Source organism: Trabulsiella odontotermitis (assembly GCF_030053895.1).
Taxonomy (GTDB): Bacteria; Pseudomonadota; Gammaproteobacteria; order Enterobacterales; family Enterobacteriaceae; genus Trabulsiella; species Trabulsiella odontotermitis_C.
In genome coordinates this window covers 3,649,382-3,669,415 of sequence record NZ_CP125781.1, presented here as the reverse complement: position 1 = coordinate 3,669,415, position 20,034 = coordinate 3,649,382, and the positions used below count along the sequence as shown (strand labels likewise).

Sequence of the window (20,034 nt, the reverse complement as noted above, 5' to 3'; positions counted from 1 at the left end):
ATCTGATAGTGACGTACACAGCGTTTTAGCCCTATCTGAAATTGGAATTGAGATTGAGAAACATGAAAAAAACCACGTTAGCAATGAGTGCACTGGCTCTGAGTTTAAGCTTAGCATTATCGCCACTGTCGGCGACGGCGGCGGAAACGGCCTCCACGGCAACCACAGCGCAGCAGATGCCAAGCCTGGCGCCGATGCTTGAAAAAGTCATGCCTTCAGTGGTTAGTATTAACGTTGAGGGTAGCACCACCGTTAATACACCGCGGATGCCGCGCAACTTTCAGCAGTTCTTTGGTGATGATTCCCCATTCTGCCAGGACGGTTCCCCATTCCAGAGTTCTCCGTTCTGCCAGGGTGGCCCGGGCGCCGGTGGTAATGGCGGCGGCCAGCAGCAAAAATTCATGGCGTTGGGTTCCGGCGTCATTATTGATGCCGCGAAAGGCTATGTGGTGACCAACAACCACGTGGTCGACAACGCGACGTCGATTAAAGTCCAGTTGAGTGATGGCCGTAAACTTGACGCTAAAGTCGTCGGTAAAGATCCGCGCTCTGACATCGCGCTGATCCAGGTTCAGGATCCGAAAAACCTGACGGCGATTAAACTCGCTGATTCCGATGCGCTGCGGGTTGGTGATTACACGGTGGCGATTGGTAACCCGTTTGGTCTCGGCGAAACCGTCACCTCCGGGATTGTCTCCGCGCTGGGCCGTAGCGGCCTGAACGTGGAAAACTATGAAAACTTTATCCAGACGGATGCGGCGATTAACCGCGGGAACTCCGGCGGTGCGCTGGTCAACCTGAATGGCGAACTGATTGGTATTAACACCGCGATCCTGGCGCCGGACGGCGGCAACATCGGCATCGGCTTTGCCATTCCGAGCAACATGGTGAAAAACCTGACCGAGCAGATGGTCAAGTATGGCCAGGTGAAACGCGGCGAGCTGGGCATTATGGGTACCGAACTGAACTCTGAGCTGGCGAAAGCGATGAAAGTCGACGCGCAGCGCGGGGCCTTCGTCAGCCAGGTCATGCCGAATTCTTCTGCGGCGAAAGCAGGCGTTAAAGCGGGTGACGTCATCACCTCGCTGGATGGCAAACCGATCAGCAGCTTCGCGGCACTGCGTGCGCAGGTGGGCTCAATGCCGGTCGGCAGCAAAGTCAGTCTGGGTCTGCTGCGTGACGGCAAACCGATGACGGTATCGCTGGAACTGCAACAGAGCAGCCAGACGCAGGTGGAATCCAGCTCTATTTTCAACGGCATTGAAGGCGCTGAAATGAGCAACAAAGGCCAGGACAAAGGCGTGGTGGTGAATACCGTGAAAGCCGCTTCTCCGGCTGCGCAGATTGGCCTGAAGAAAGGCGATATCATTGTCGGCGCTAACCAGCAGCCAGTGAAGAATATCGCGGATCTGCGTAAGATCCTCGACAGCAAACCGTCTGTTCTGGCGTTGAATATCCAGCGCGGCGACAGCACGATTTACCTGCTGATGCAGTAATCCCCAGGGCCCCTCCCGTCCGGGAGGGGCCGCTTTCTTTCCAATCTGTGATTATTCCCACATCTCCATACATCTGACCGCTGGTTTGTGCATCTGCACAATGTGGTAGCGTAGTATCTTCACTAAGCTGATGCTCTGCTGACAGGAGGGGATATGGCTGGCTGGCATCTTGATACCAAAATGGCGCAGGATATCGTGGCGCGCACCATGCGCATCATTGATACCAATATCAACGTGATGGATGCCCGCGGGCGGATCATCGGCAGCGGCGATCGTGAACGTATTGGGGAATTGCACGAAGGTGCGTTACTGGTGCTGTCACAGGGCCGGGTTGTGGATATCGATCATGCCGTCGCCCGCCATCTGCACGGCGTCCGTGAAGGGATCAACCTGCCGCTGCGTCTGGAAGGGGAGATTGTCGGCGTTATCGGCCTGACCGGCGAACCGGAATCCCTGCGCAAATACGGTGAACTGGTGTGCATGACCGCCGAAATGATGCTGGAACAATCTCGCCTGATGCATTTGCTGGCGCAGGACAGCCGACTGCGTGAAGAACTGGTGATGAACCTGATTCAGGCAGAAGAGAACACCCCGGCGCTGACGGAGTGGGCGCAGCGACTGGGCATTGATCTCAACCAACCGCGCGTTGCGGCGGTGGTGGAAGTCGACAGCGGACAGCTTGGCGTAGACAGCGCGATGGCGGAGCTGCAACAGCTGCAAACGGCGCTGACCACTCCCGAACGCAATAACCTCATCGCGATTGTGTCGCTGACTGAAATGGTGGTGCTGAAACCGGCGCTGAACAACTTTGGTCGCTGGGATGCGGACGATCACCGTCGCCGCGTGGAACAGCTGATCTCCCGCATGAAAGAGAACGGCCAGTTGCGTTTTCGCGTAGCGCTGGGGAACTACTTTACCGGGCCGGGTAGCATCGCGCGTTCCTGGCGCACGGCGCGAACAACCATGATGGTCGGCAAACAACGGATGCCCGACAGCCGCAGCTATTTTTATCAGGATCTGATGTTACCCGTGCTGCTCGACAGCCTGCGCGGCGGCTGGCAGGCGAACGAACTGGCCCGCCCGCTGGTGCGGCTGAAAGCGATGGATAACAACGGGCTGTTGCGTCGTACGTTGCAGGCCTGGTTTCGTCACAACGTGCAGCCGCTGGCGACGTCAAAGGCGCTATTTATTCACCGCAACACGCTTGAATATCGTCTGAACCGCATTTCAGAACTGACCGGGCTGGATTTAGGTAATTTTGACGACAGGCTGCTGCTCTATATTGCATTGCAACTGGATGAGCAACGGTGAAGTGATTGCCGGGCAAGGCGAAACCGCCGCCCGGCAATAAACCACTTATTTGGTACGGGTCAGCTTTTCAAGATCCGCTTCGATTTCATTGATCTTGTTAGTGACCACGCTTTCCAGATGACGAAGGTCGTCAAGGATCTTACGCTTCAGATCGACTTCAGTACGGTCGCGCAGGCAGATTTGATCCAGTTCATCAATCACATAGCGCAGATTCGGGCTGATTTCCTGCACTTCTTTGTAGCCCTGACCCACGCCATCCGCCACGACGGTCTTTCGCTGGCGCGGATATTTGAATTTCACGCTCTTAGCGAAAAACTCGCCTTTATCCTTCTGGAAATAGATTTTCAGGATATCGTTATTGGCTTCCTGCCGGAGGCTGTAACGATCGATTTCATCAGGATTGGTAATGCCCAGACTTTTCAGATTGTCGTACATAGCGGTACCCCTAATTTCAATATAACTATTGAATAATTAATGAAAAAATCCATTTCCGCCAGCGCAACATGTAAAAAAAGCGGGACACGCCCGCTTTTCAATCCCGATATTAATCGATGGTGCGTAGCAACTCGTTAATACCGACTTTGCCGCGCGTTTTGGCGTCGACTTTTTTGACAATGACTGCACAGTACAGGCTGTATTTGCCGTCTTTTGACGGCAGGTTGCCGGAAACCACCACGGAGCCCGCCGGGACGCGACCGTAATGCACTTCACCGGTTTCACGATCATAAATTTTGGTGCTCTGGCCGATGTACACGCCCATGGAGATCACCGCGCCTTCTTCAACGATTACCCCTTCGACGATTTCAGAACGGGCGCCGATGAAGCAGTTGTCTTCGATGATGGTCGGGTTGGCCTGCAGCGGTTCCAGAACGCCGCCAATGCCAACGCCACCGGAGAGGTGAACGTTTTTACCAATCTGCGCGCAGGAGCCGACAGTCGCCCAGGTATCGACCATTGATCCTTCGTCAACGTATGCGCCGATGTTCACGTAAGAGGGCATCAGCACGGTGTTGCGGGCGATGAACGCCCCCTGACGCACCGCGGCTGGCGGTACGACGCGGAAACCTTCTTTCTGGAAACGCGCCTGATCGTAATCGGCGAATTTCATCGGCACTTTATCGAAGTAGCGGCTTTCCGCACCATCGATAACCTGATTATCGTTAATACGGAAAGAGAGCAGAACCGCTTTCTTCAGCCACTGGTGGGTCACCCACTGACCCTCGATTTTTTCGGCAACACGCAGTGCACCGGAATCAAGCAGGGAGATGACCTGGTTAACCGCTTCACGGGTAACGGTATCCACGTTTGCCGGAGTGATCTCGGCACGGCGTTCAAAAGCGGACTCAATAACGTTCTGTAACTGCTGCATTGTTTCTCTTTCCATTCACTTAAAAAATAACGTTACCCTTTATCGTTTGGATTGAGGGCTGCTGTCAACCGCTGTTGCACTTCTTGTTGCAGCGCATTATTAAGGGCACGCCGGTCGGCGGTGGCGATTATAAATAAATCTTCTACTCGCTCGCCAATCGTGGTGATCCTGGCCCCGTGGAGCGAAATACCGAGGTCGGCAAATACCTGGCCGACACGGGCTAACAGTCCGGGTTGATCGAGGGCAATCAGCTCAAGGAAGGATTTTCTGTCGGTATGCGTCGGCAGAAAACTGACTTCGGTATCGACGGTGAAATGACGCAGTTTTGCCGGTTTCCGGCGCGGCGTTGGCGGCTGCCAGGCGCGCTGGGTAATCGCCTGCTCCAGCCCGTGACGGATAACCTCGTGACGATCCGCCGACAGCGGGCTACCGTCTGGCTCCAGCACGATAAAGGTATCCATTGCCATGCCGTCGCGGGTGGTGAAAATCTGCGCGTCGTGCACGCTGAGGTTACGTCTGTCGAGTTCCGCGCAGACGGCGGCGAAGAGGTAAGGGCGGTCAGGACTCCAGATGAAAATTTCCGTGCCGCCGCGCGTCGCCTGTGGGCTTAGCAGGATCAACGGCTGTTTCAGATCGTGCTGTAACAGATGACGTGCGTGCCAGGCGAGCTGGTTCGGCGTGTGGCGCACAAAGTAGTTGGCACGGCAGCGCGCCCAAATCTGATGCAGCGCCTCTTCGTCGATGTTGTCCATCCGCAGTAACGCCAGCGCCTGCAACTGATGATGGCGTACGCGTTCACGCATATCCGGCATGCTCTGGATGCCGCGGCGCAGTTGTTTTTCCGTCGCGAAAAAGAGTTCGCGCAGCAGGCTCTGTTTCCAGCTGTTCCACAGTGTTTCGTTGGTGGCGCAGATATCGGCGACGGTCAGGCAGACCAGAAAACGCAGGCGGTTTTCGGTCTGCACCGCTTCGGCAAACTGCTTAATCACTTCAGGATCCTGAATATCGCGGCGCTGCGCGGTCACCGACATTAACAGATGATGGCGCACCAGCCAGGCGACAAGCTGCGTTTCGCGGGAGTTGAGACCATGCAGTTCCGCAAACTTCAGTACGTCCTGCGCACCGAGCACGGAATGGTCGCCGCCGCGCCCTTTGGCGATATCGTGAAACAGGGCGGCGATGAGGATCAGTTCCGGGTGGTTCAGCCGTGGCCAGAGTTCAACACACAGTGGGTGCTGCGAGCGGGTCTCTTCATGGGCAAAACTTTCCAGTTTCAGCAGGACGCGAATGGTGTGCTCATCGACCGTGTAGGCGTGAAACAGATCGAACTGCATTTGCCCGACGATGTGCGACCACTGCGGCATATACGCCCACAGCACGCTGTGGCGGTGCATAGGCAGCAGACCGCGGCGTACCGCGCCGGGGTGGCGCAACATGCTGAGGAAAATCGACCGCGCCTCCGGGATGTAACACAGCGGCTGCGCCAGATGGCGACGCGCGTGGCGCAAATGACGCAGCGTGGTGGAGTAGATTCCGGTGATGGTGCTGTTACGCACCATTATGTAGAACATGCGCAGGATCGCCTGCGGTTCGCGCATAAACAGCGTTTCATCGCGCAGATCGATGAGCGTACCGCGCAACTGGAAATCGTCATCCAGCGGGCGCGGTTTTTCGTCTTCGGTCAGCGCCAGAATGGCTTCGTCAAACAGCTGGAGCAGCATCTGGTTCAGCTCGCCGACGCGACGGGTGACGCGGTAAAAATCCTTCATCATGTGCTCAACCGGCTCATTACCTTCGCCGTGGTAGTTGAGCCGCTGCGCGACGCTTAACTGACGATCAAACAGCAGACGGTTATCGTAGCGATTAAGTTCCAGATGGAGCGCAAAACGGATGCGCCACAGCAGATGCAGGCACTCGTTCAGCTCGTTGCGTTCGGCTTCGGTCAGAAAGCCGAAACCGACCATTTCGTCGAGTGAGGTAGCGCCGAAGTGACGGCGCGCAACCCACTGCAGAGTGTGGATATCCCGTAAGCCGCCAGGGCTGCTTTTGATATCCGGCTCGAGGTTATAACTGGTGCCGTGATAGCGCTGGTGGCGATCGTTCTGTTCTTCCACTTTGGCGGCAAAGAATTTCTCAGAAGGCCAGAAGCCGTCACTGAAAATGTGCTTTTGCAGTTCGAGAAACAGCGCGACATCGCCAATGAGCAGGCGGGTTTCAATCAGGTTGGTGGCGACGGTGAGGTCGGATAACCCTTCCAGCAGGCACTCTTCCAGCGTACGGACGCTGTGACCGACTTCCAGCTTGACATCCCACAGCAGCGTCAGCAGTTCGCCAATCTTTTGCGCTGCGTCGTCCGGCAACTTTTTACGGCTGAGTATTAGCAGATCGATATCTGACAGCGGGTGCAGTTCGCCGCGCCCGTAGCCGCCAACGGCGACCAGCGCCACGTCGCTCATCTCGCCAAAGCCGTAATGCAGCCACAGGCGCTGCAGTAACTGATCGATAAACACGGTGCGGGCATCAATCAGCTGTTCCGCGGAGATCCCACTGTCGAAGGCATCGCCGAGCCAGCGCTGGAATGTCTCCAGTTGCGCTTTGATCGTCGCGCAGTCGAGGAATGTTTCCGGCCACGAAACCGGGTTCGCGGGTTGATCGGGCAAAACAGGCAGTGTGGTGTCAGGTAAAGAAGTGTTCATCGCGCCACCCATAAGAGAAAACTATCACCCATAAAAAAGCCGGCTTTCGCCGGCTCTTCGTCATTCGTTGTGCGAGATTATCGCCGGGATGGTGTCATCCCTGCGTAGCGTCAGAATTTCGCAGCCGTTGTCCGTCACCACAATAGTATGCTCGTATTGTGCAGACAAGCTTCTGTCTTTCGTTTTCACCGTCCAGCCGTCTTTCATGGTGCGGATGCGGTAATCGCCGGCGTTGACCATCGGCTCAATAGTGAAGGTCATGCCCTGTTTCAGCACCACGCCGCCGTCATCAGCGTCATAATGCAGTACCTGCGGCTCTTCATGGAACCCGCGGCCAATGCCGTGACCACAATATTCGCGCACCACGGAAAACCCTTCCGCTTCAACAAATTTCTGGATAGCGGCGCCGAGAGCTCGCAGACGAATGCCCGGTTTCACCATTTTCAGCGCGATATACAGGCTCTCCTGAGTGACGCGGCACAGGCGCTCGCCCAGAATGGTCGGTTTTCCGACAATAAACATTTTTGAGGTGTCGCCATGGTACTCGTCTTTAATGACGGTCACGTCAATGTTGACGATGTCGCCATCTTTCAGCAATTTTTCGTCATCCGGAATGCCGTGGCACACCACTTCATTAATAGAGATGCACACGGATTTCGGGAAGCCGTGATAGCCGAGGCAGGCGGAGATCGCGTGCTGTTCATTCACGATGTAGTCGTTGCAGATGCGATCCAGTTCGCCAGTGCTCACGCCTGGCTTGATATACGGTTCGATCATTTCCAGCACATCCGCAGCCAGTTTGCCCGCGACGCGCATTTTTTCGATTTCTTCAGGGGTCTTGATTGAGATAGCCATGAATTCTGTCCATCAGGGCCGATTTTTCGGCAATACTAGTCTAAGTGCTGCAATGGTATCAGCCCGGCGTACTTCCTGCCAAATTGAGAATCCAGTTCAGCACGTAGCGCCAACATTTATTGGTTTCCGACGGCGATTTATGGTATAAAGCGCGCCGGACTTCCGATCCATCTCAGATATACCGGCTGGACGGAAGCGCTAAATCTCACTTTGTGTAACAACACACACGTATCGGCACATATTCCGGGGTGCCCTTTGGGGTCGGTAACATGGGATACGTGGAGGCATAACCCCAACTTTTATATAGAGGTTTTAAACATGGCAACTGTTTCCATGCGCGACATGCTCAAGGCTGGTGTTCACTTTGGTCACCAGACCCGTTACTGGAACCCGAAAATGAAGCCGTTCATCTTCGGTGCGCGTAACAAAATTTACATCATCGACCTTGAGAAAACTGTACCGATGTTCAACGACGCACTGGCTGAGTTGGGCAAGATTTCTTCTCGCAAAGGTAAAATCCTTTTCGTTGGTACCAAACGCGCTGCAAGCGAAGCGGTGAAAGAAGCTGCTAACAGCTGCGACCAGTTCTTCGTGAACCATCGCTGGCTGGGCGGTATGCTGACTAACTGGAAAACCGTTCGTCAGTCCATCAAACGTTTGAAAGATCTGGAAACTCAGTCTCAGGACGGTACTTTCGAAAAGCTGACCAAGAAAGAAGCGCTGATGCGTACTCGTGAGCTGGACAAGCTGGAAAACAGCCTGGGCGGTATCAAAGACATGGGCGGCCTGCCGGACGCACTGTTCGTTATCGACGCTGACCACGAGCACATCGCTATCAAAGAAGCAAACAACCTGGGTATTCCGGTATTTGCTATCGTTGATACTAACTCTGATCCGGACGGCGTTGATTTCGTTATCCCGGGTAACGACGATGCTATCCGTGCTGTCAACTTGTACCTGGGCGCAGTCGCTGCGACCATTCGTGAAGGCCGTTCTCAGGATCTGGCTTCTCAGGCGGAAGAAAGCTTCGTAGAAGCTGAATAATAAGGTTCAAGCCCTTATTTAACCAGGTAGTACTGAGTTTGGTTAGGGGCCTCTTTATGGCCCCTTTTTCACTTTTATATCTGTTTGGCCGGGAGCCAGGCAGGTCTCAATCTCCCGAGGATTTTAGAATGGCTGAAATTACCGCTTCCCTGGTAAAAGAGCTGCGCGAACGTACTGGCGCAGGCATGATGGAATGTAAAAAAGCTCTGGTTGAAGCTAACGGCGACATCGAGCTGGCAATCGAGAACATGCGTAAATCCGGCGCTATCAAAGCGGCGAAAAAAGCAGGCAACGTTGCTGCTGACGGCGTGATCCTCACCAAAATCGACGGCAACTACGGTGTGATTCTGGAAGTTAACTGCCAGACTGACTTCGTTGCTAAAGATGGTGGCTTCCAGGCATTTGCTAATAAAGTTCTGGACGCGGCGACTGCAGGCAAAATCACTGACGTTGAAGTTCTGAAAGCACAGTTCGAAGAAGAGCGTGTTGCCCTGGTGGCCAAAATCGGTGAAAACATCAACATCCGTCGCGTATCTTCCCTGGAAGGCAACGTGCTGGGCAGCTACCTGCACGGCGCGCGTATCGGCGTTCTGGTTGCTGCAACTGGCGCTGACGAAGAACTGGTTAAACAGCTGGCAATGCATGTTGCTGCAAGCAAGCCGGAATTCGTTAAGCCGGAAGACGTGTCTGCTGACGTGGTAGAAAAAGAGTACCAGGTACAGCTGGACATCGCCATGCAGTCTGGTAAGCCGAAAGAAATCGCAGAGAAAATGGTTGAAGGCCGCATGAAGAAATTCACCGGCGAAGTTTCTCTGACCGGCCAGCCTTTCGTGATGGAACCGAGCAAAACAGTAGGTCAGTTGCTGAAAGAGCACAACGCTGACGTGACTGGCTTCATCCGCTTTGAAGTGGGTGAAGGCATCGAGAAAGTTGAGACTGACTTCGCAGCTGAAGTTGCTGCCATGTCCAAGCAGTCTTAATCGAAGTAAAGGAGCCGCCTGAGGGCGGCTCTTCTTTGTACCCATCATGTGAAATTCAGTCAGCTCCGATTGGGTACGACTGTGAAGCAACGCATGATGTCGCCAGATTAAAACCATCCCATTCGTGACAGTCTCAGGAAAGAAACATGGCTACCAACGCAAAACCCGTCTACAAACGTATTCTGCTTAAGCTGAGTGGCGAAGCGCTGCAGGGCTCAGAAGGCTTCGGCATTGATGCAAGCATTCTCGACCGTATGGCGCAGGAAATTAAGGAACTGGTTGAACTGGGTATCCAGGTCGGAGTGGTGATTGGTGGCGGTAACTTATTCCGCGGCGCAGGGCTTGCGAAAGCGGGGATGAACCGCGTGGTGGGCGATCACATGGGTATGCTGGCGACTGTGATGAACGGTCTGGCAATGCGTGACGCACTGCATCGCGCCTATGTGAATGCTCGTCTGATGTCAGCGATTCCGCTGAATGGCGTGTGTGATAACTACAGTTGGGCGGAAGCAATCAGCCTGCTGCGCAACAACCGTGTGGTGATCCTCTCCGCAGGGACCGGCAACCCGTTTTTCACCACCGACTCCGCCGCCTGCCTGCGCGGGATCGAGATTGAAGCGGATGTGGTGCTGAAAGCCACCAAAGTGGACGGCGTCTTTTCGGCTGACCCGATGAAAGACCCGACCGCAACGCTGTACGACCAGCTCACCTATCAGGATGTGCTGGAAAAAGAATTAAAAGTCATGGATCTGGCAGCCTTTACGCTGGCTCGTGACCACAACTTGCCGATTCGCGTTTTCAACATGAACAAGCCAGGCGCTTTGCGTCGCGTGGTGATGGGTGAAAAAGAAGGCACTTTGATTACGGAATAATTTCCGTCGCGGCCAAATACGGGTAAGATTCTGCTTTAACATTGGCGGGTGATTTACCCGGTGGCATGATTTAAACGAGACTATACTTAGCACACTTTATTCTCCGCGGTGTGACTGTCTGGTCTGACTGAGACAAGTTTTCAAGGATTCGTAACGTGATTAGCGATATCAGAAAAGATGCTGAAGTGCGCATGGAAAAATGCGTAGAAGCGTTCAAAAACCAAATCAGCAAAATTCGCACGGGCCGTGCTTCTCCCAGCCTGCTGGATGGCATTGTCGTCGAATATTACGGTACGCCGACGCCGCTGCGTCAGCTGGCCAGCGTCACAGTAGAAGATACCCGCACGCTGAAAATCAACGTGTTCGATCGTTCTATGGGACCAGCGGTTGAAAAAGCGATTATGGCCTCCGATCTGGGTCTGAACCCGAGCTCTGCGGGCAGCGACATCCGTGTTCCACTGCCGCCGTTGACCGAAGAACGTCGTAAAGATCTGATCAAAGTCGTGCGTGGCGAAGCCGAGCAGGGCCGTGTGGCTGTGCGTAATGTGCGCCGTGACGCGAACGACAAAGTAAAAGCGCTGCTGAAAGACAAAGAGATCAGCGAAGATGACGATCGCCGTTCTCAGGACGACGTGCAGAAACTGACTGACGTGGCTATCAAGAAAATTGATACCGCGCTGGCAGAAAAAGAAGCAGAACTGATGCAGTTCTGATTTGCACGGATAGCCGACAACGCCGTACAGGAGGCTTATAGCTTTGCTGGCGGCGTTTTGCTTTTTATACCTCTTTAAAATTCTTCCGGATCTTTCATGAAGCAATTAACCGTTCTTGGCTCTACCGGCTCAATTGGCTGTAACACACTGGATGTGGTGCGTCATAACCGTGACCGCTTCGCCGTTACCGCGCTGGTTGCCGGGAAAAACGTTGACCGGATGGTCGAGCAATGCCTGGAGTTTACGCCGCGCTTTGCCGTGATGGACGATGACCAGAGTGCGAAAACGCTGAAAATGGCATTGCAGCAGCACGGTAGCCGAACGGAAGTCATGAGTGGACAACAGGCAGCCAGTGACGTCGCCGCACTGGATGATGTCGACCTGGTGATGGCGGCGATTGTCGGAGCGGCGGGGCTGGTACCAACGCTTGCGGCGATCCACGCCGGGAAAACGGTGCTGCTGGCAAACAAAGAAGCGCTGGTGACCTGCGGACGTCTGTTTATGGATGCCGTCAAACGCAACGGCGCGCAGTTGCTGCCCGTAGACAGCGAACATAACGCGATTTTTCAGAGTTTGCCGGAAACAATTCAGCAGAACCTGGGATACGCTGACCTGGAGCAGAATGGCGTTTCGTCGATTCTGCTTACCGGGTCTGGTGGCCCGTTTCGTGAAACCGCACTGTCTGAGCTGGCGGCAATGACGCCGGATCAGGCATGTAAACATCCGAACTGGTCGATGGGGCGTAAAATCTCCGTCGATTCGGCCACCATGATGAACAAAGGTCTGGAATATATCGAAGCCCGCTGGCTGTTTAATGCTTCTGCCGCGCAGATGGAAGTCCTGCTGCATCCGCAATCAGTGATTCACTCGATGGTGCGTTATCTGGATGGCAGCGTGCTGGCGCAGTTGGGTGAGCCGGATATGCGTACGCCGATCGCCCATACGATGGGGTGGCCTGCGCGCGTGGTCTCCGGCGCCAAACCGCTCGACTTCTGCTCGCTGGGAACATTAAGTTTTGCTGCGCCTGATTATCACCGCTATCCGTGCCTGAAACTGGCGATGAATGCCTTTGAGAACGGGCAGGCGGCGACCACGACGCTGAATGCGGCGAATGAAGTTACCGTCGCCGCGTTCCTCGCCGGACGCATTCGTTTTACCGATATCGCGGCGTTAAATTTATCGGTACTGGAGATGATGTCGATGGCGGAACCGCAAAGTATTGATGAAGTGCTTGCGGTGGATGCTGGCGCGCGTGAGATAGCGCAAAAACAAGTGATGCGTTTCGCAAGCTGATGATAATCCGTCTGTGTTGAGTCGCGGCATTTGTTAGCGCAGAGCTTCGGTGATATAGTCTGCGCCACCCTATCGTAGCGATTTGATCGTTTGCGGGCAGGTGAGCCGTGATTTTCCACGGCTTTTTTTGCGTAAAGCTTTAGACTGTATCCCGTGGTTGGCCCTGGGTCGACGCGAAGCCAGCAGCGCAGTGATGGGCTGTCAGGGGCGGGTATTCCGTAGTACCGCTAATTCCTTTTCATGGATCATTAACGCGTTATGTTGTCTGCGAATCAACCAATCAGCGAAAAATTGCCCGCACATGGCTGTCATCATGTGGCGATAATCATGGACGGCAATGGGCGCTGGGCGAAGAGACAAGGGAAGATACGAGCCTTTGGTCATAAAGCGGGGGCGAAATCCGTCCGTCGCGCGGTCTCCTTTGCTGCCAATAATGGTATCAGCGCGTTAACGCTTTACGCATTCAGTAGTGAAAACTGGAACCGGCCAGCGCAGGAAGTCAGTGCGCTGATGGAATTGTTCGTCTGGGCGCTGGATAGCGAAGTTAAAAGTCTGAATCGCCACAATGTGCGTTTACGCATTATTGGCGATACCAGCCGTTTCAATGCGCGTTTGCAGGAGCGAATTCGTAAAGCCGAAGCATTGACGCAGAATAATACAGGGTTAACACTCAATATTGCGGCAAATTACGGCGGTCGTTGGGATATTATTCAGGGAGTTCAGCACCTGGCTGAACAGGTTCAGGAAGGCGTACTCCGCCCCGATCAAATCACTGAAGATTTGCTGAGTCAGCAAATCTGCATGCACGAGCTGGCTCCCGTAGATTTAGTTATTAGGACAGGGGGAGAACATCGCATCAGTAACTTTCTGATCTGGCAAATTGCCTATGCGGAACTTTACTTCACCGATGTTCTTTGGCCCGATTTCGATGAACAAGACTTTGAAGGTGCGTTGCATGCCTTTGCCAATCGTGAGCGTCGTTTCGGCGGCACCGAGCCAGGTGGCGAAAATGCCTGATGGGGGTCGCTTTTGCTGAAGTATCGCCTGATTTCTGCTTTCGTTTTAATTCCCGTTGTCATCGCGGCTCTGTTTCTTTTGCCGCCTTTGGGGTTTGCCATTATCACGCTGGTTGTCTGTATGCTGGCCGCGTGGGAATGGGGTCAGTTAAGCGGTTTCACGTCTCGCACACAGCGAGTCTGGCTGGCGGTGCTTTGCGGCCTGTTGCTGGTGGTAATGCTGTTTTCGCTGCCGGAGTATCATCAAAATATTCATCAACCGTTGATTGAAGGGGCGCTCTGGGCCTCCCTCGGATGGTGGATAGTGGCGCTTCTGCTGGTGTTGTCTTACCCCGGCTCTGCGGCGCTGTGGCGCAACTCGAAAACGCTGCGTCTGATTTTTGGTTTCTTAACCATCGTGCCGTTTTTCTGGGGTATGGTGGCGTTGCGCGCGTGGCATTATGAGGCGAATCACTACAGCGGTGCGCTGTGGCTCCTCTATATTATGGTGCTGGTCTGGGGCGCGGATTCCGGGGCTTACATGTTCGGAAAACTGTTCGGCAAGCATAAGCTGGCGCCGAAAGTCTCTCCGGGCAAAACGTGGCAAGGATTTATCGGCGGGCTATTCACCGCAGCGATTATCTCCTGGGCGTACGGAATGTGGGCAAATCTGGAAGTGGCTCCGGTCACCCTGTTACTCTGTTCTGTTGTGGCGGCGCTAGCGTCGGTCCTCGGCGACCTCACCGAGAGTATGTTCAAGCGGGAAGCGGGAATCAAAGACAGTGGTCATTTGATTCCAGGGCACGGCGGTATACTGGATCGTATTGACAGCCTGACGGCGGCTGTTCCGGTCTTCGCCTGTCTGTTATTGTTAGTTTTCAGGACGATTTAACGGAAGGTTTTATGCTGAGCATTCTCTGGAATTTGGCTGCGTTTATCATTGCGCTGGGTGTGCTGATCACCGTGCATGAGTTTGGCCATTTCTGGGTTGCTCGCCGCTGCGGTATTCGTGTCGAGCGCTTTTCCATCGGTTTTGGCAAAGCGCTGTGGCGCCGTATCGATAAGCGTGGTACCGAATTTGTCATCGCCATGATCCCCCTTGGCGGTTACGTCAAAATGTTGGATGAGCGTGTTGAACCGGTTACGCCGGAGATGCGCCATTACGCCTTCAATAATAAAACAGTGGGGCAACGCGCCGCTGTCATCGCCGCCGGGCCGGTGGCGAATTTCCTCTTTGCTATTTTCGCCTACTGGCTGGTGTTCATCATCGGCGTGCCGGGTATTCGGCCCGTGGTTGGTGAAATAACGCCCAATTCGATCGCCGCAGAAGCACAAATTGCACCTGGTACGGAACTTAAAGCCGTTGACGGTATCGAAACGCCTGATTGGGATGCGGTGCGTCTGGCGCTGGTCGCAAAAATAGGTGATTCTCAGACGACAATCACGGTTGCCCCTTTCGGAAGTCCCCAACGCCAGGATAAAATCCTTGATCTTCGGCACTGGGCTTTTGAGCCGGACAAAGAAGATCCGGTCACCGCGCTGGGTATTCATCCCCGTAGTGCGCAAATTGAGACCGTTCTGGCGGAAGTGCAGCCAGACTCCGCGGCAAGCAAGGCAGGTTTGCAAGCGGGCGACAGGATCGTTAAAGTCGGTGGTCAGCCGCTGACGCGTTGGTTAACGTTTGTTACGCTGGTGCGTGACAATCCTGGTAAGCCACTGGCACTTGAGATTGAACGGCAGGGCAGCGCCTTGTCATTAACATTGATACCCGATACAAAACGCGGTAGTGATGTGGCTCAGGGGTTTGCAGGGGTGGTGCCAAAAGTCACGCCGCTGCCCGATGAGTTTAAGACAGTTCGGCAATATGGACCGTTTGACGCGATCCTTCAGGCCACGGATAAAACCTGGCAGTTGATGACGCTAACAGTTCGTATGTTAGGAAAATTGATAACCGGTGACGTAAAACTGAACAACCTCAGTGGGCCGATTTCTATCGCTCAGGGGGCTGGGATGTCAGCGGAGTTTGGGTTGATTTACTACCTGATGTTTCTTGCGCTCATCAGTGTGAATCTCGGCATTATCAACCTGTTCCCGCTGCCCGTACTTGATGGGGGTCATCTGCTCTTTTTAGCGATTGAAAAGCTGAAAGGCGGACCGGTATCCGAGCGAGTTCAAGACTTTAGTTATCGCATTGGCTCAATTCTGCTGGTGCTGTTAATGGGGCTTGCACTTTTCAATGATTTCTCTCGGCTCTAAGAGAGATGGTTAGGAAGAACGCATAATAACGATGGCGATGAAAAAGTTGCTTATAGCGTCGCTGCTGTTTAGCAGCGCGACCGTATACGGTGCTGACGGGTTCGTAGTGAAGGACATTCATTTCGAAGGCTTGCAGCGAGTCGCCGTTGGTGCGGCCCTTCTGAGTATGCCAGTGCGACCGGGCGATACGGTGACTGATGACGACATCAGTAACACTATTCGCGCGTTGTTCGCGACCGGAAACTTTGAGGACGTACGCGTTCTGCGGGATGGTGATACGCTGCTGGTTCAGGTAAAAGAGCGTCCCACTATTGCCAGCATCACTTTCTCCGGCAACAAGTCGGTGAAAGATGACATGCTGAAGCAGAACCTGGAAGCCTCCGGTGTTCGCGTTGGCGAATCCCTTGACCGCACAACCCTTTCCGATATCGAGAAGGGGCTGGAAGACTTTTACTATAGCGTAGGTAAATACAGCGCCAGCGTGAAAGCGGTGGTAACGCCACTGCCGCGCAACCGCGTTGACCTCAAGCTGGTCTTCCAGGAAGGCGTCTCAGCCACCATCCAACAGATCAACATCGTGGGTAACCACGCGTTTACCACTGACGAACTGATCTCCAGCTTCCAGCTGCGTGATGAAGTGCCGTGGTGGAACGTGGTGGGCGATCGTAAATATCAGAAACAGAAACTGGCAGGCGACCTTGAAACCCTGCGCAGCTACTATCTGGATCGCGGTTACGCACGCTTCAACATTGATTCGACGCAGGTCAGCCTGACGCCGGACAAAAAAGGCATCTACATTACCGTCAACATCACCGAAGGCGACCAGTACAAGCTGTCTGGCGTTGAGGTGAGCGGTAATCTCGCGGGGCACTCCGCAGAGATCGAAAGCCTGACCAAAGTGGAGCCGGGTGAGCTCTACAACGGTACCAAAGTGACCAAAATGGAAGATGATATTAAAAAGCTTCTGGGTCGCTATGGTTACGCCTATCCGCGCGTGCAGTCTCAGCCTGAAATCAACGACGCTGATAAAACCGTCAAGCTGCATGTGAACGTCGATGCCGGCAACCGTTACTACGTGCGTAAAATCCGCTTTGAAGGGAACGACACCTCCAAAGATGCCGTTCTGCGTCGCGAAATGCGCCAGATGGAAGGCGCATGGCTGGGCAGCGATCTCGTTGACCAGGGTAAAGAGCGTCTGAACCGTCTTGGCTACTTCGAAACCGTAGATGTGGATACCCAGCGTGTATCGGGTAACCCGGATCAGGTCGATGTGGTTTACAAGGTGAAAGAGCGTAACACCGGTAGCTTCAACTTCGGCGTCGGTTACGGTACAGAAAGCGGCGTCAGCTTCCAGGTCGGCGTTCAGCAGGATAACTGGTTAGGTACCGGTTACTCTGTCGGTATCAACGGCACCAAGAACGACTATCAGACCTATTCCGAATTTTCTGTGACCAACCCGTATTTTACGGTTGATGGTGTGAGCCTCGGTGGTCGTATCTTCTACAATGATTTTAAAGCGGATGATGCTGATCTCTCCTCATACACCAACAAGAGCTACGGTGTAGACGGAACGCTTGGCTTCCCGATTAACGAATACAACACGCTGCGCGCCGGTTTAGGCTACGTCCATAACGACCTGTCTAACATGGAACCGCAGGTGGCGATGAACCGTTATCTGACCTCTATCGGCCAGACTGCCAGCACCACGCAGGATGACAACGGTTTCTCGGCAGATGACTTCACCTTTAACTACGGTTGGACGTACAACAACCTCGACCGCGGGTTCTTCCCGACAAAAGGTAACCGTGTCAACCTGAACGGTAAAGTGACGGTCCCTGGTTCTGACAACGAGTTCTACAAAATGACGCTGGATACCGCGTCCTACTTCCCGATCGATGACGATCATAAGTGGGTGGTACTGGGGCGTACCCGTTGGGGTTATGGTGATGGTCTGAGCGGCAAAGAGATGCCGTTCTATGAAAACTTCTATGCCGGTGGTTCCAGCACCGTTCGTGGTTTCCAGTCGAATAACATCGGCCCGAAAGCCGCGTACTATGGCGCACCAGGGCTGGATGAATGTGATCAGAGCTCAGGTATTTGTAAGTCTGATGATGCGGTCGGTGGTAACGCCATGGGTGTCGCCAGTATGGAGCTGATTGTTCCGACGCCGTTCGTTAGCGATAAGTATTCGAACTCGATTCGTACCTCCTTCTTCTGGGATGCGGGCTCTGTGTGGGATACCCATTGGGAAAACACAGCGGCAACGCGTGCAGCAGGTATTCCGGATTATAGCGATCCGAGTAATATCCGTATGTCTGCCGGTATCGCATTACAATGGATGTCTCCATTGGGGCCGTTGGTCTTCTCCTACGCCCAGCCGTTTAAGAAATACGACGGAGACAAAGCAGAGCAGTTCCAGTTTAACATTGGTAAAACCTGGTAATTGTTCAGTGCAACGGAATGCACTCGCAGTGTAGCGATGACTCAGGCGAACACTTCGGTGGTCGCCAGGCCACGCAAAAGACGGTACCTCAGGGTACATATGGGATGGTAAGGAGTTAATTGTGAAAAAGTGGTTATTAGCTGCAGGTCTCGGTTTAGCAATGGCAACTTCTGCTCAGGCAGCTGACAAAATTGCGATTGTTAACATGGGTAGTCTGTTCCAGCAGGTTGCACAGAAAACAGGCGTTTCTGCAACGCTGGAAAACGAGTTCAAAGGCCGTGCCGGCGAACTGCAGCGTCAGGAATCCGATCTGCAATCCAAAATGCAGCGTTTGCAGCGCGATGGTTCTACCATGAAGGCCAGCGACCGTAGCAAACTGGAAAAAGACATCATGTCTCAGCGTCAGACCTTCTCTCAGAAAGCGCAAGCTTTTGAGCAGGATCGTGCGCGTCGCTCTAACGAAGAGCGCGGTAAACTGGTCACCCGTATCCAGACTGCCGTGAAGAAAGTGGCTGACGATCAAAGCATCGACCTGGTTGTTGACGCGAACACCGTCGCTTACAACAGCAGCGATATCAAAGATATCACCGCTGATGTACTGAAACAGGTTAAATAAGTAATGCCTTCAATTCGACTGGCTGATTTAGCTCAGCAGTTGGATGCAGAGTTACACGGTGATGGCGAGCTCGTCATCACCGGCGTTGCGTCCATGCAATCTGCTAAAGCAGGTCACATTTCGTTCATGGTGAATCCTAAATACCGTGAACACCTGGCGCTTTGCCAGGCCTCTGCGATCGTGATGACGCAGGACGATCTTCCTTTTGCCAAAAGCGCGGCTCTGGTGGTGAAGAACCCCTACCTGACCTATGCTCGTATGGCACAACTTCTTGATACCACGCCGCAACCTGCACAGAACATCGCACCCAGTGCGGTGATCGACGCGACGGCGACGCTCGGCAGCAACGTCTCCGTCGGGGCGAACGCGGTGATTGAATCCGGCGTTGTTCTCGGCGATAACGTCGTCATCGGCGCAGGTTGCTTCGTGGGTAAAAACACAAAAATCGGTGCGGGTTCCCGTCTGTGGGCCAACGTTACCGTTTACCACGAGATTGAAATCGGCGAAAATTGCCTGATCCAGTCCAGCACCGTGATCGGCGCAGACGGATTCGGCTATGCCAACGATCGTGGTAACTGGGTTAAAATCCCGCAGCTCGGTCGCGTCATTATTGGTGATCGCGTTGAAATTGGCGCCTGTACCACAATCGATCGTGGGGCGCTGGACGACACGGTGATCGGCAACGGTGTTATCATTGATAACCAGTGCCAGATTGCACATAACGTGGTTATTGGCGACAATACCGCGGTTGCAGGTGGCGTTATCATGGCGGGAAGCCTGAAAATCGGCCGTTACTGCATGATTGGCGGTGCGAGCGTGATTAACGGGCACATGGAAATTTGCGACAAGGTTACGGTAACCGGTATGGGCATGGTGATGCGTCCGATCACCGAACCTGGCATCTATTCCTCCGGTATTCCGCTGCAACCGAACAAAGTGTGGCGCAAAACGGCAGCCCTGGTGATGAACATTGATGATATGAATAAGCGTCTTAAGAGTATTGAGCGCAAGGTCAATCAACAAGACTAAAAATTCATCATTCAGACCTGCATTTCCCGGCCTGTCGGCATTCCTTTGATTGCGGCAGGCCGTGTT

General features: G+C 53.9%; 17 protein-coding genes. 13 read left to right on the top strand and 4 right to left on the bottom strand.

All coding sequences use genetic code 11. The annotated features are described in order from the left end of the window. Positions 1-62: 62 nt before the first annotated feature. Together degP and QMG90_RS17410 are read left to right on the top strand one after the other, a co-directional pair. Positions 63-1,496, top strand: a complete 1,434-nt coding sequence (degP, locus tag QMG90_RS17415; protein ID WP_283280875.1) for a serine endoprotease DegP — start codon at positions 63-65, stop codon at positions 1,494-1,496. Positions 1,497-1,649: 153 nt separating this feature from the next. Continuing rightward, a complete protein-coding gene (locus QMG90_RS17410) occupies positions 1,650-2,807 on the top strand; it encodes a CdaR family transcriptional regulator (RefSeq protein ID WP_283280873.1) in 1,158 nt (385 codons plus the stop codon). A 45-nt stretch (positions 2,808-2,852) separates the two neighbouring features. Here the strand turns inward: QMG90_RS17410 and QMG90_RS17405 are convergent, their stop codons facing one another. The 4 genes from QMG90_RS17405 to map form a co-directional block, all read right to left on the bottom strand. After that, positions 2,853-3,242 carry a DUF3461 family protein gene (locus tag QMG90_RS17405; protein WP_038155550.1) on the bottom strand — a complete coding sequence of 130 codons (390 nt, stop codon included), beginning with the start codon at positions 3,240-3,242 and terminating at the stop codon, positions 2,853-2,855. Between the two features lie 109 nt (positions 3,243-3,351). Then, positions 3,352-4,176, bottom strand: coding sequence for a 2,3,4,5-tetrahydropyridine-2,6-dicarboxylate N-succinyltransferase (gene dapD / locus QMG90_RS17400; RefSeq protein ID WP_038155548.1), 825 nt, complete (start codon positions 4,174-4,176; stop codon positions 3,352-3,354). 32 nt (positions 4,177-4,208) lie between these two features. Then, entirely contained in the window at positions 4,209-6,872 is a 2,664-nt protein-coding gene (gene glnD / locus QMG90_RS17395) for a bifunctional uridylyltransferase/uridylyl-removing protein GlnD (protein WP_283280872.1), read from the bottom strand. Positions 6,873-6,932: 60 nt separating this feature from the next. Beyond that, positions 6,933-7,727 carry a type I methionyl aminopeptidase gene (map, locus tag QMG90_RS17390; RefSeq protein ID WP_283280871.1) on the bottom strand — a complete coding sequence of 265 codons (795 nt, stop codon included), beginning with the start codon at positions 7,725-7,727 and terminating at the stop codon, positions 6,933-6,935. A gap of 318 nt (positions 7,728-8,045) precedes the next feature. On the opposite strand from map, the gene rpsB reads away from it, so the two are divergent. The 11 genes from rpsB (at position 8,046) to lpxD (ending at position 19,968) form a co-directional block, all read left to right on the top strand. Continuing rightward, positions 8,046-8,771: a 30S ribosomal protein S2 gene (rpsB, locus tag QMG90_RS17385; protein WP_283280870.1), complete on the top strand. Its 726-nt coding sequence runs from the start codon at positions 8,046-8,048 to the stop codon at positions 8,769-8,771. 128 nt (positions 8,772-8,899) lie between these two features. Then, complete coding sequence (gene tsf / locus QMG90_RS17380; protein WP_283280868.1) at positions 8,900-9,751, top strand: translation elongation factor Ts; 852 nt, start codon at positions 8,900-8,902, stop codon at positions 9,749-9,751. Positions 9,752-9,897: 146 nt separating this feature from the next. Beyond that, positions 9,898-10,623: a UMP kinase gene (gene pyrH / locus QMG90_RS17375; protein WP_038155539.1), complete on the top strand. Its 726-nt coding sequence runs from the start codon at positions 9,898-9,900 to the stop codon at positions 10,621-10,623. A gap of 155 nt (positions 10,624-10,778) precedes the next feature. Next, positions 10,779-11,336 (top strand): ribosome recycling factor, encoded by a 558-nt coding sequence (gene frr, locus QMG90_RS17370; protein ID WP_038155538.1) that lies wholly within the window; start codon positions 10,779-10,781, stop codon positions 11,334-11,336. Between the two features lie 96 nt (positions 11,337-11,432). Further along, a complete protein-coding gene (gene ispC, locus QMG90_RS17365; RefSeq protein ID WP_283280866.1) occupies positions 11,433-12,629 on the top strand; it encodes a 1-deoxy-D-xylulose-5-phosphate reductoisomerase in 1,197 nt (398 codons plus the stop codon). Positions 12,630-12,887: 258 nt separating this feature from the next. Continuing rightward, positions 12,888-13,646, top strand: coding sequence for a (2E,6E)-farnesyl-diphosphate-specific ditrans,polycis-undecaprenyl-diphosphate synthase (gene ispU, locus QMG90_RS17360; RefSeq protein ID WP_283280864.1), 759 nt, complete (start codon positions 12,888-12,890; stop codon positions 13,644-13,646). Between the two features lie 12 nt (positions 13,647-13,658). Then, positions 13,659-14,516, top strand: a complete 858-nt coding sequence (gene cdsA / locus QMG90_RS17355; RefSeq protein ID WP_283280862.1) for a phosphatidate cytidylyltransferase — start codon at positions 13,659-13,661, stop codon at positions 14,514-14,516. Positions 14,517-14,527: 11 nt separating this feature from the next. Next, positions 14,528-15,880 carry a sigma E protease regulator RseP gene (rseP, locus tag QMG90_RS17350; protein ID WP_283280860.1) on the top strand — a complete coding sequence of 451 codons (1,353 nt, stop codon included), beginning with the start codon at positions 14,528-14,530 and terminating at the stop codon, positions 15,878-15,880. Positions 15,881-15,911: 31 nt separating this feature from the next. Next, entirely contained in the window at positions 15,912-18,323 is a 2,412-nt protein-coding gene (bamA, locus tag QMG90_RS17345) for an outer membrane protein assembly factor BamA (protein WP_283280859.1), read from the top strand. A gap of 121 nt (positions 18,324-18,444) precedes the next feature. Further along, positions 18,445-18,939 carry a molecular chaperone Skp gene (skp, locus tag QMG90_RS17340; protein WP_038155526.1) on the top strand — a complete coding sequence of 165 codons (495 nt, stop codon included), beginning with the start codon at positions 18,445-18,447 and terminating at the stop codon, positions 18,937-18,939. Positions 18,940-18,942: 3 nt separating this feature from the next. After that, entirely contained in the window at positions 18,943-19,968 is a 1,026-nt protein-coding gene (gene lpxD, locus QMG90_RS17335; protein ID WP_283280858.1) for a UDP-3-O-(3-hydroxymyristoyl)glucosamine N-acyltransferase, read from the top strand. Positions 19,969-20,034 lie beyond the last annotated feature (66 nt).

Coding starts and splice junctions, on each gene's coding strand:
- tsf (WP_283280868.1), top strand. CDS start 8,900: ATGGCTGAAATTACCGCTTCCCTGGTAAAAGAGCTGCGCGAACGTACT.
- pyrH (WP_038155539.1), top strand. CDS start 9,898: ATGGCTACCAACGCAAAACCCGTCTACAAACGTATTCTGCTTAAGCTG.
- bamA (WP_283280859.1), top strand. CDS start 15,912: ATGGCGATGAAAAAGTTGCTTATAGCGTCGCTGCTGTTTAGCAGCGCG.
- degP (WP_283280875.1), top strand. CDS start 63: ATGAAAAAAACCACGTTAGCAATGAGTGCACTGGCTCTGAGTTTAAGC.
- map (WP_283280871.1), bottom strand. CDS start 7,727: ATGGCTATCTCAATCAAGACCCCTGAAGAAATCGAAAAAATGCGCGTC.
- rpsB (WP_283280870.1), top strand. CDS start 8,046: ATGGCAACTGTTTCCATGCGCGACATGCTCAAGGCTGGTGTTCACTTT.
- lpxD (WP_283280858.1), top strand. CDS start 18,943: ATGCCTTCAATTCGACTGGCTGATTTAGCTCAGCAGTTGGATGCAGAG.
- QMG90_RS17405 (WP_038155550.1), bottom strand. CDS start 3,242: ATGTACGACAATCTGAAAAGTCTGGGCATTACCAATCCTGATGAAATC.
- rseP (WP_283280860.1), top strand. CDS start 14,528: ATGCTGAGCATTCTCTGGAATTTGGCTGCGTTTATCATTGCGCTGGGT.
- QMG90_RS17410 (WP_283280873.1), top strand. CDS start 1,650: ATGGCTGGCTGGCATCTTGATACCAAAATGGCGCAGGATATCGTGGCG.
- glnD (WP_283280872.1), bottom strand. CDS start 6,872: ATGAACACTTCTTTACCTGACACCACACTGCCTGTTTTGCCCGATCAA.
- dapD (WP_038155548.1), bottom strand. CDS start 4,176: ATGCAGCAGTTACAGAACGTTATTGAGTCCGCTTTTGAACGCCGTGCC.
- ispC (WP_283280866.1), top strand. CDS start 11,433: ATGAAGCAATTAACCGTTCTTGGCTCTACCGGCTCAATTGGCTGTAAC.
- ispU (WP_283280864.1), top strand. CDS start 12,888: ATGTTGTCTGCGAATCAACCAATCAGCGAAAAATTGCCCGCACATGGC.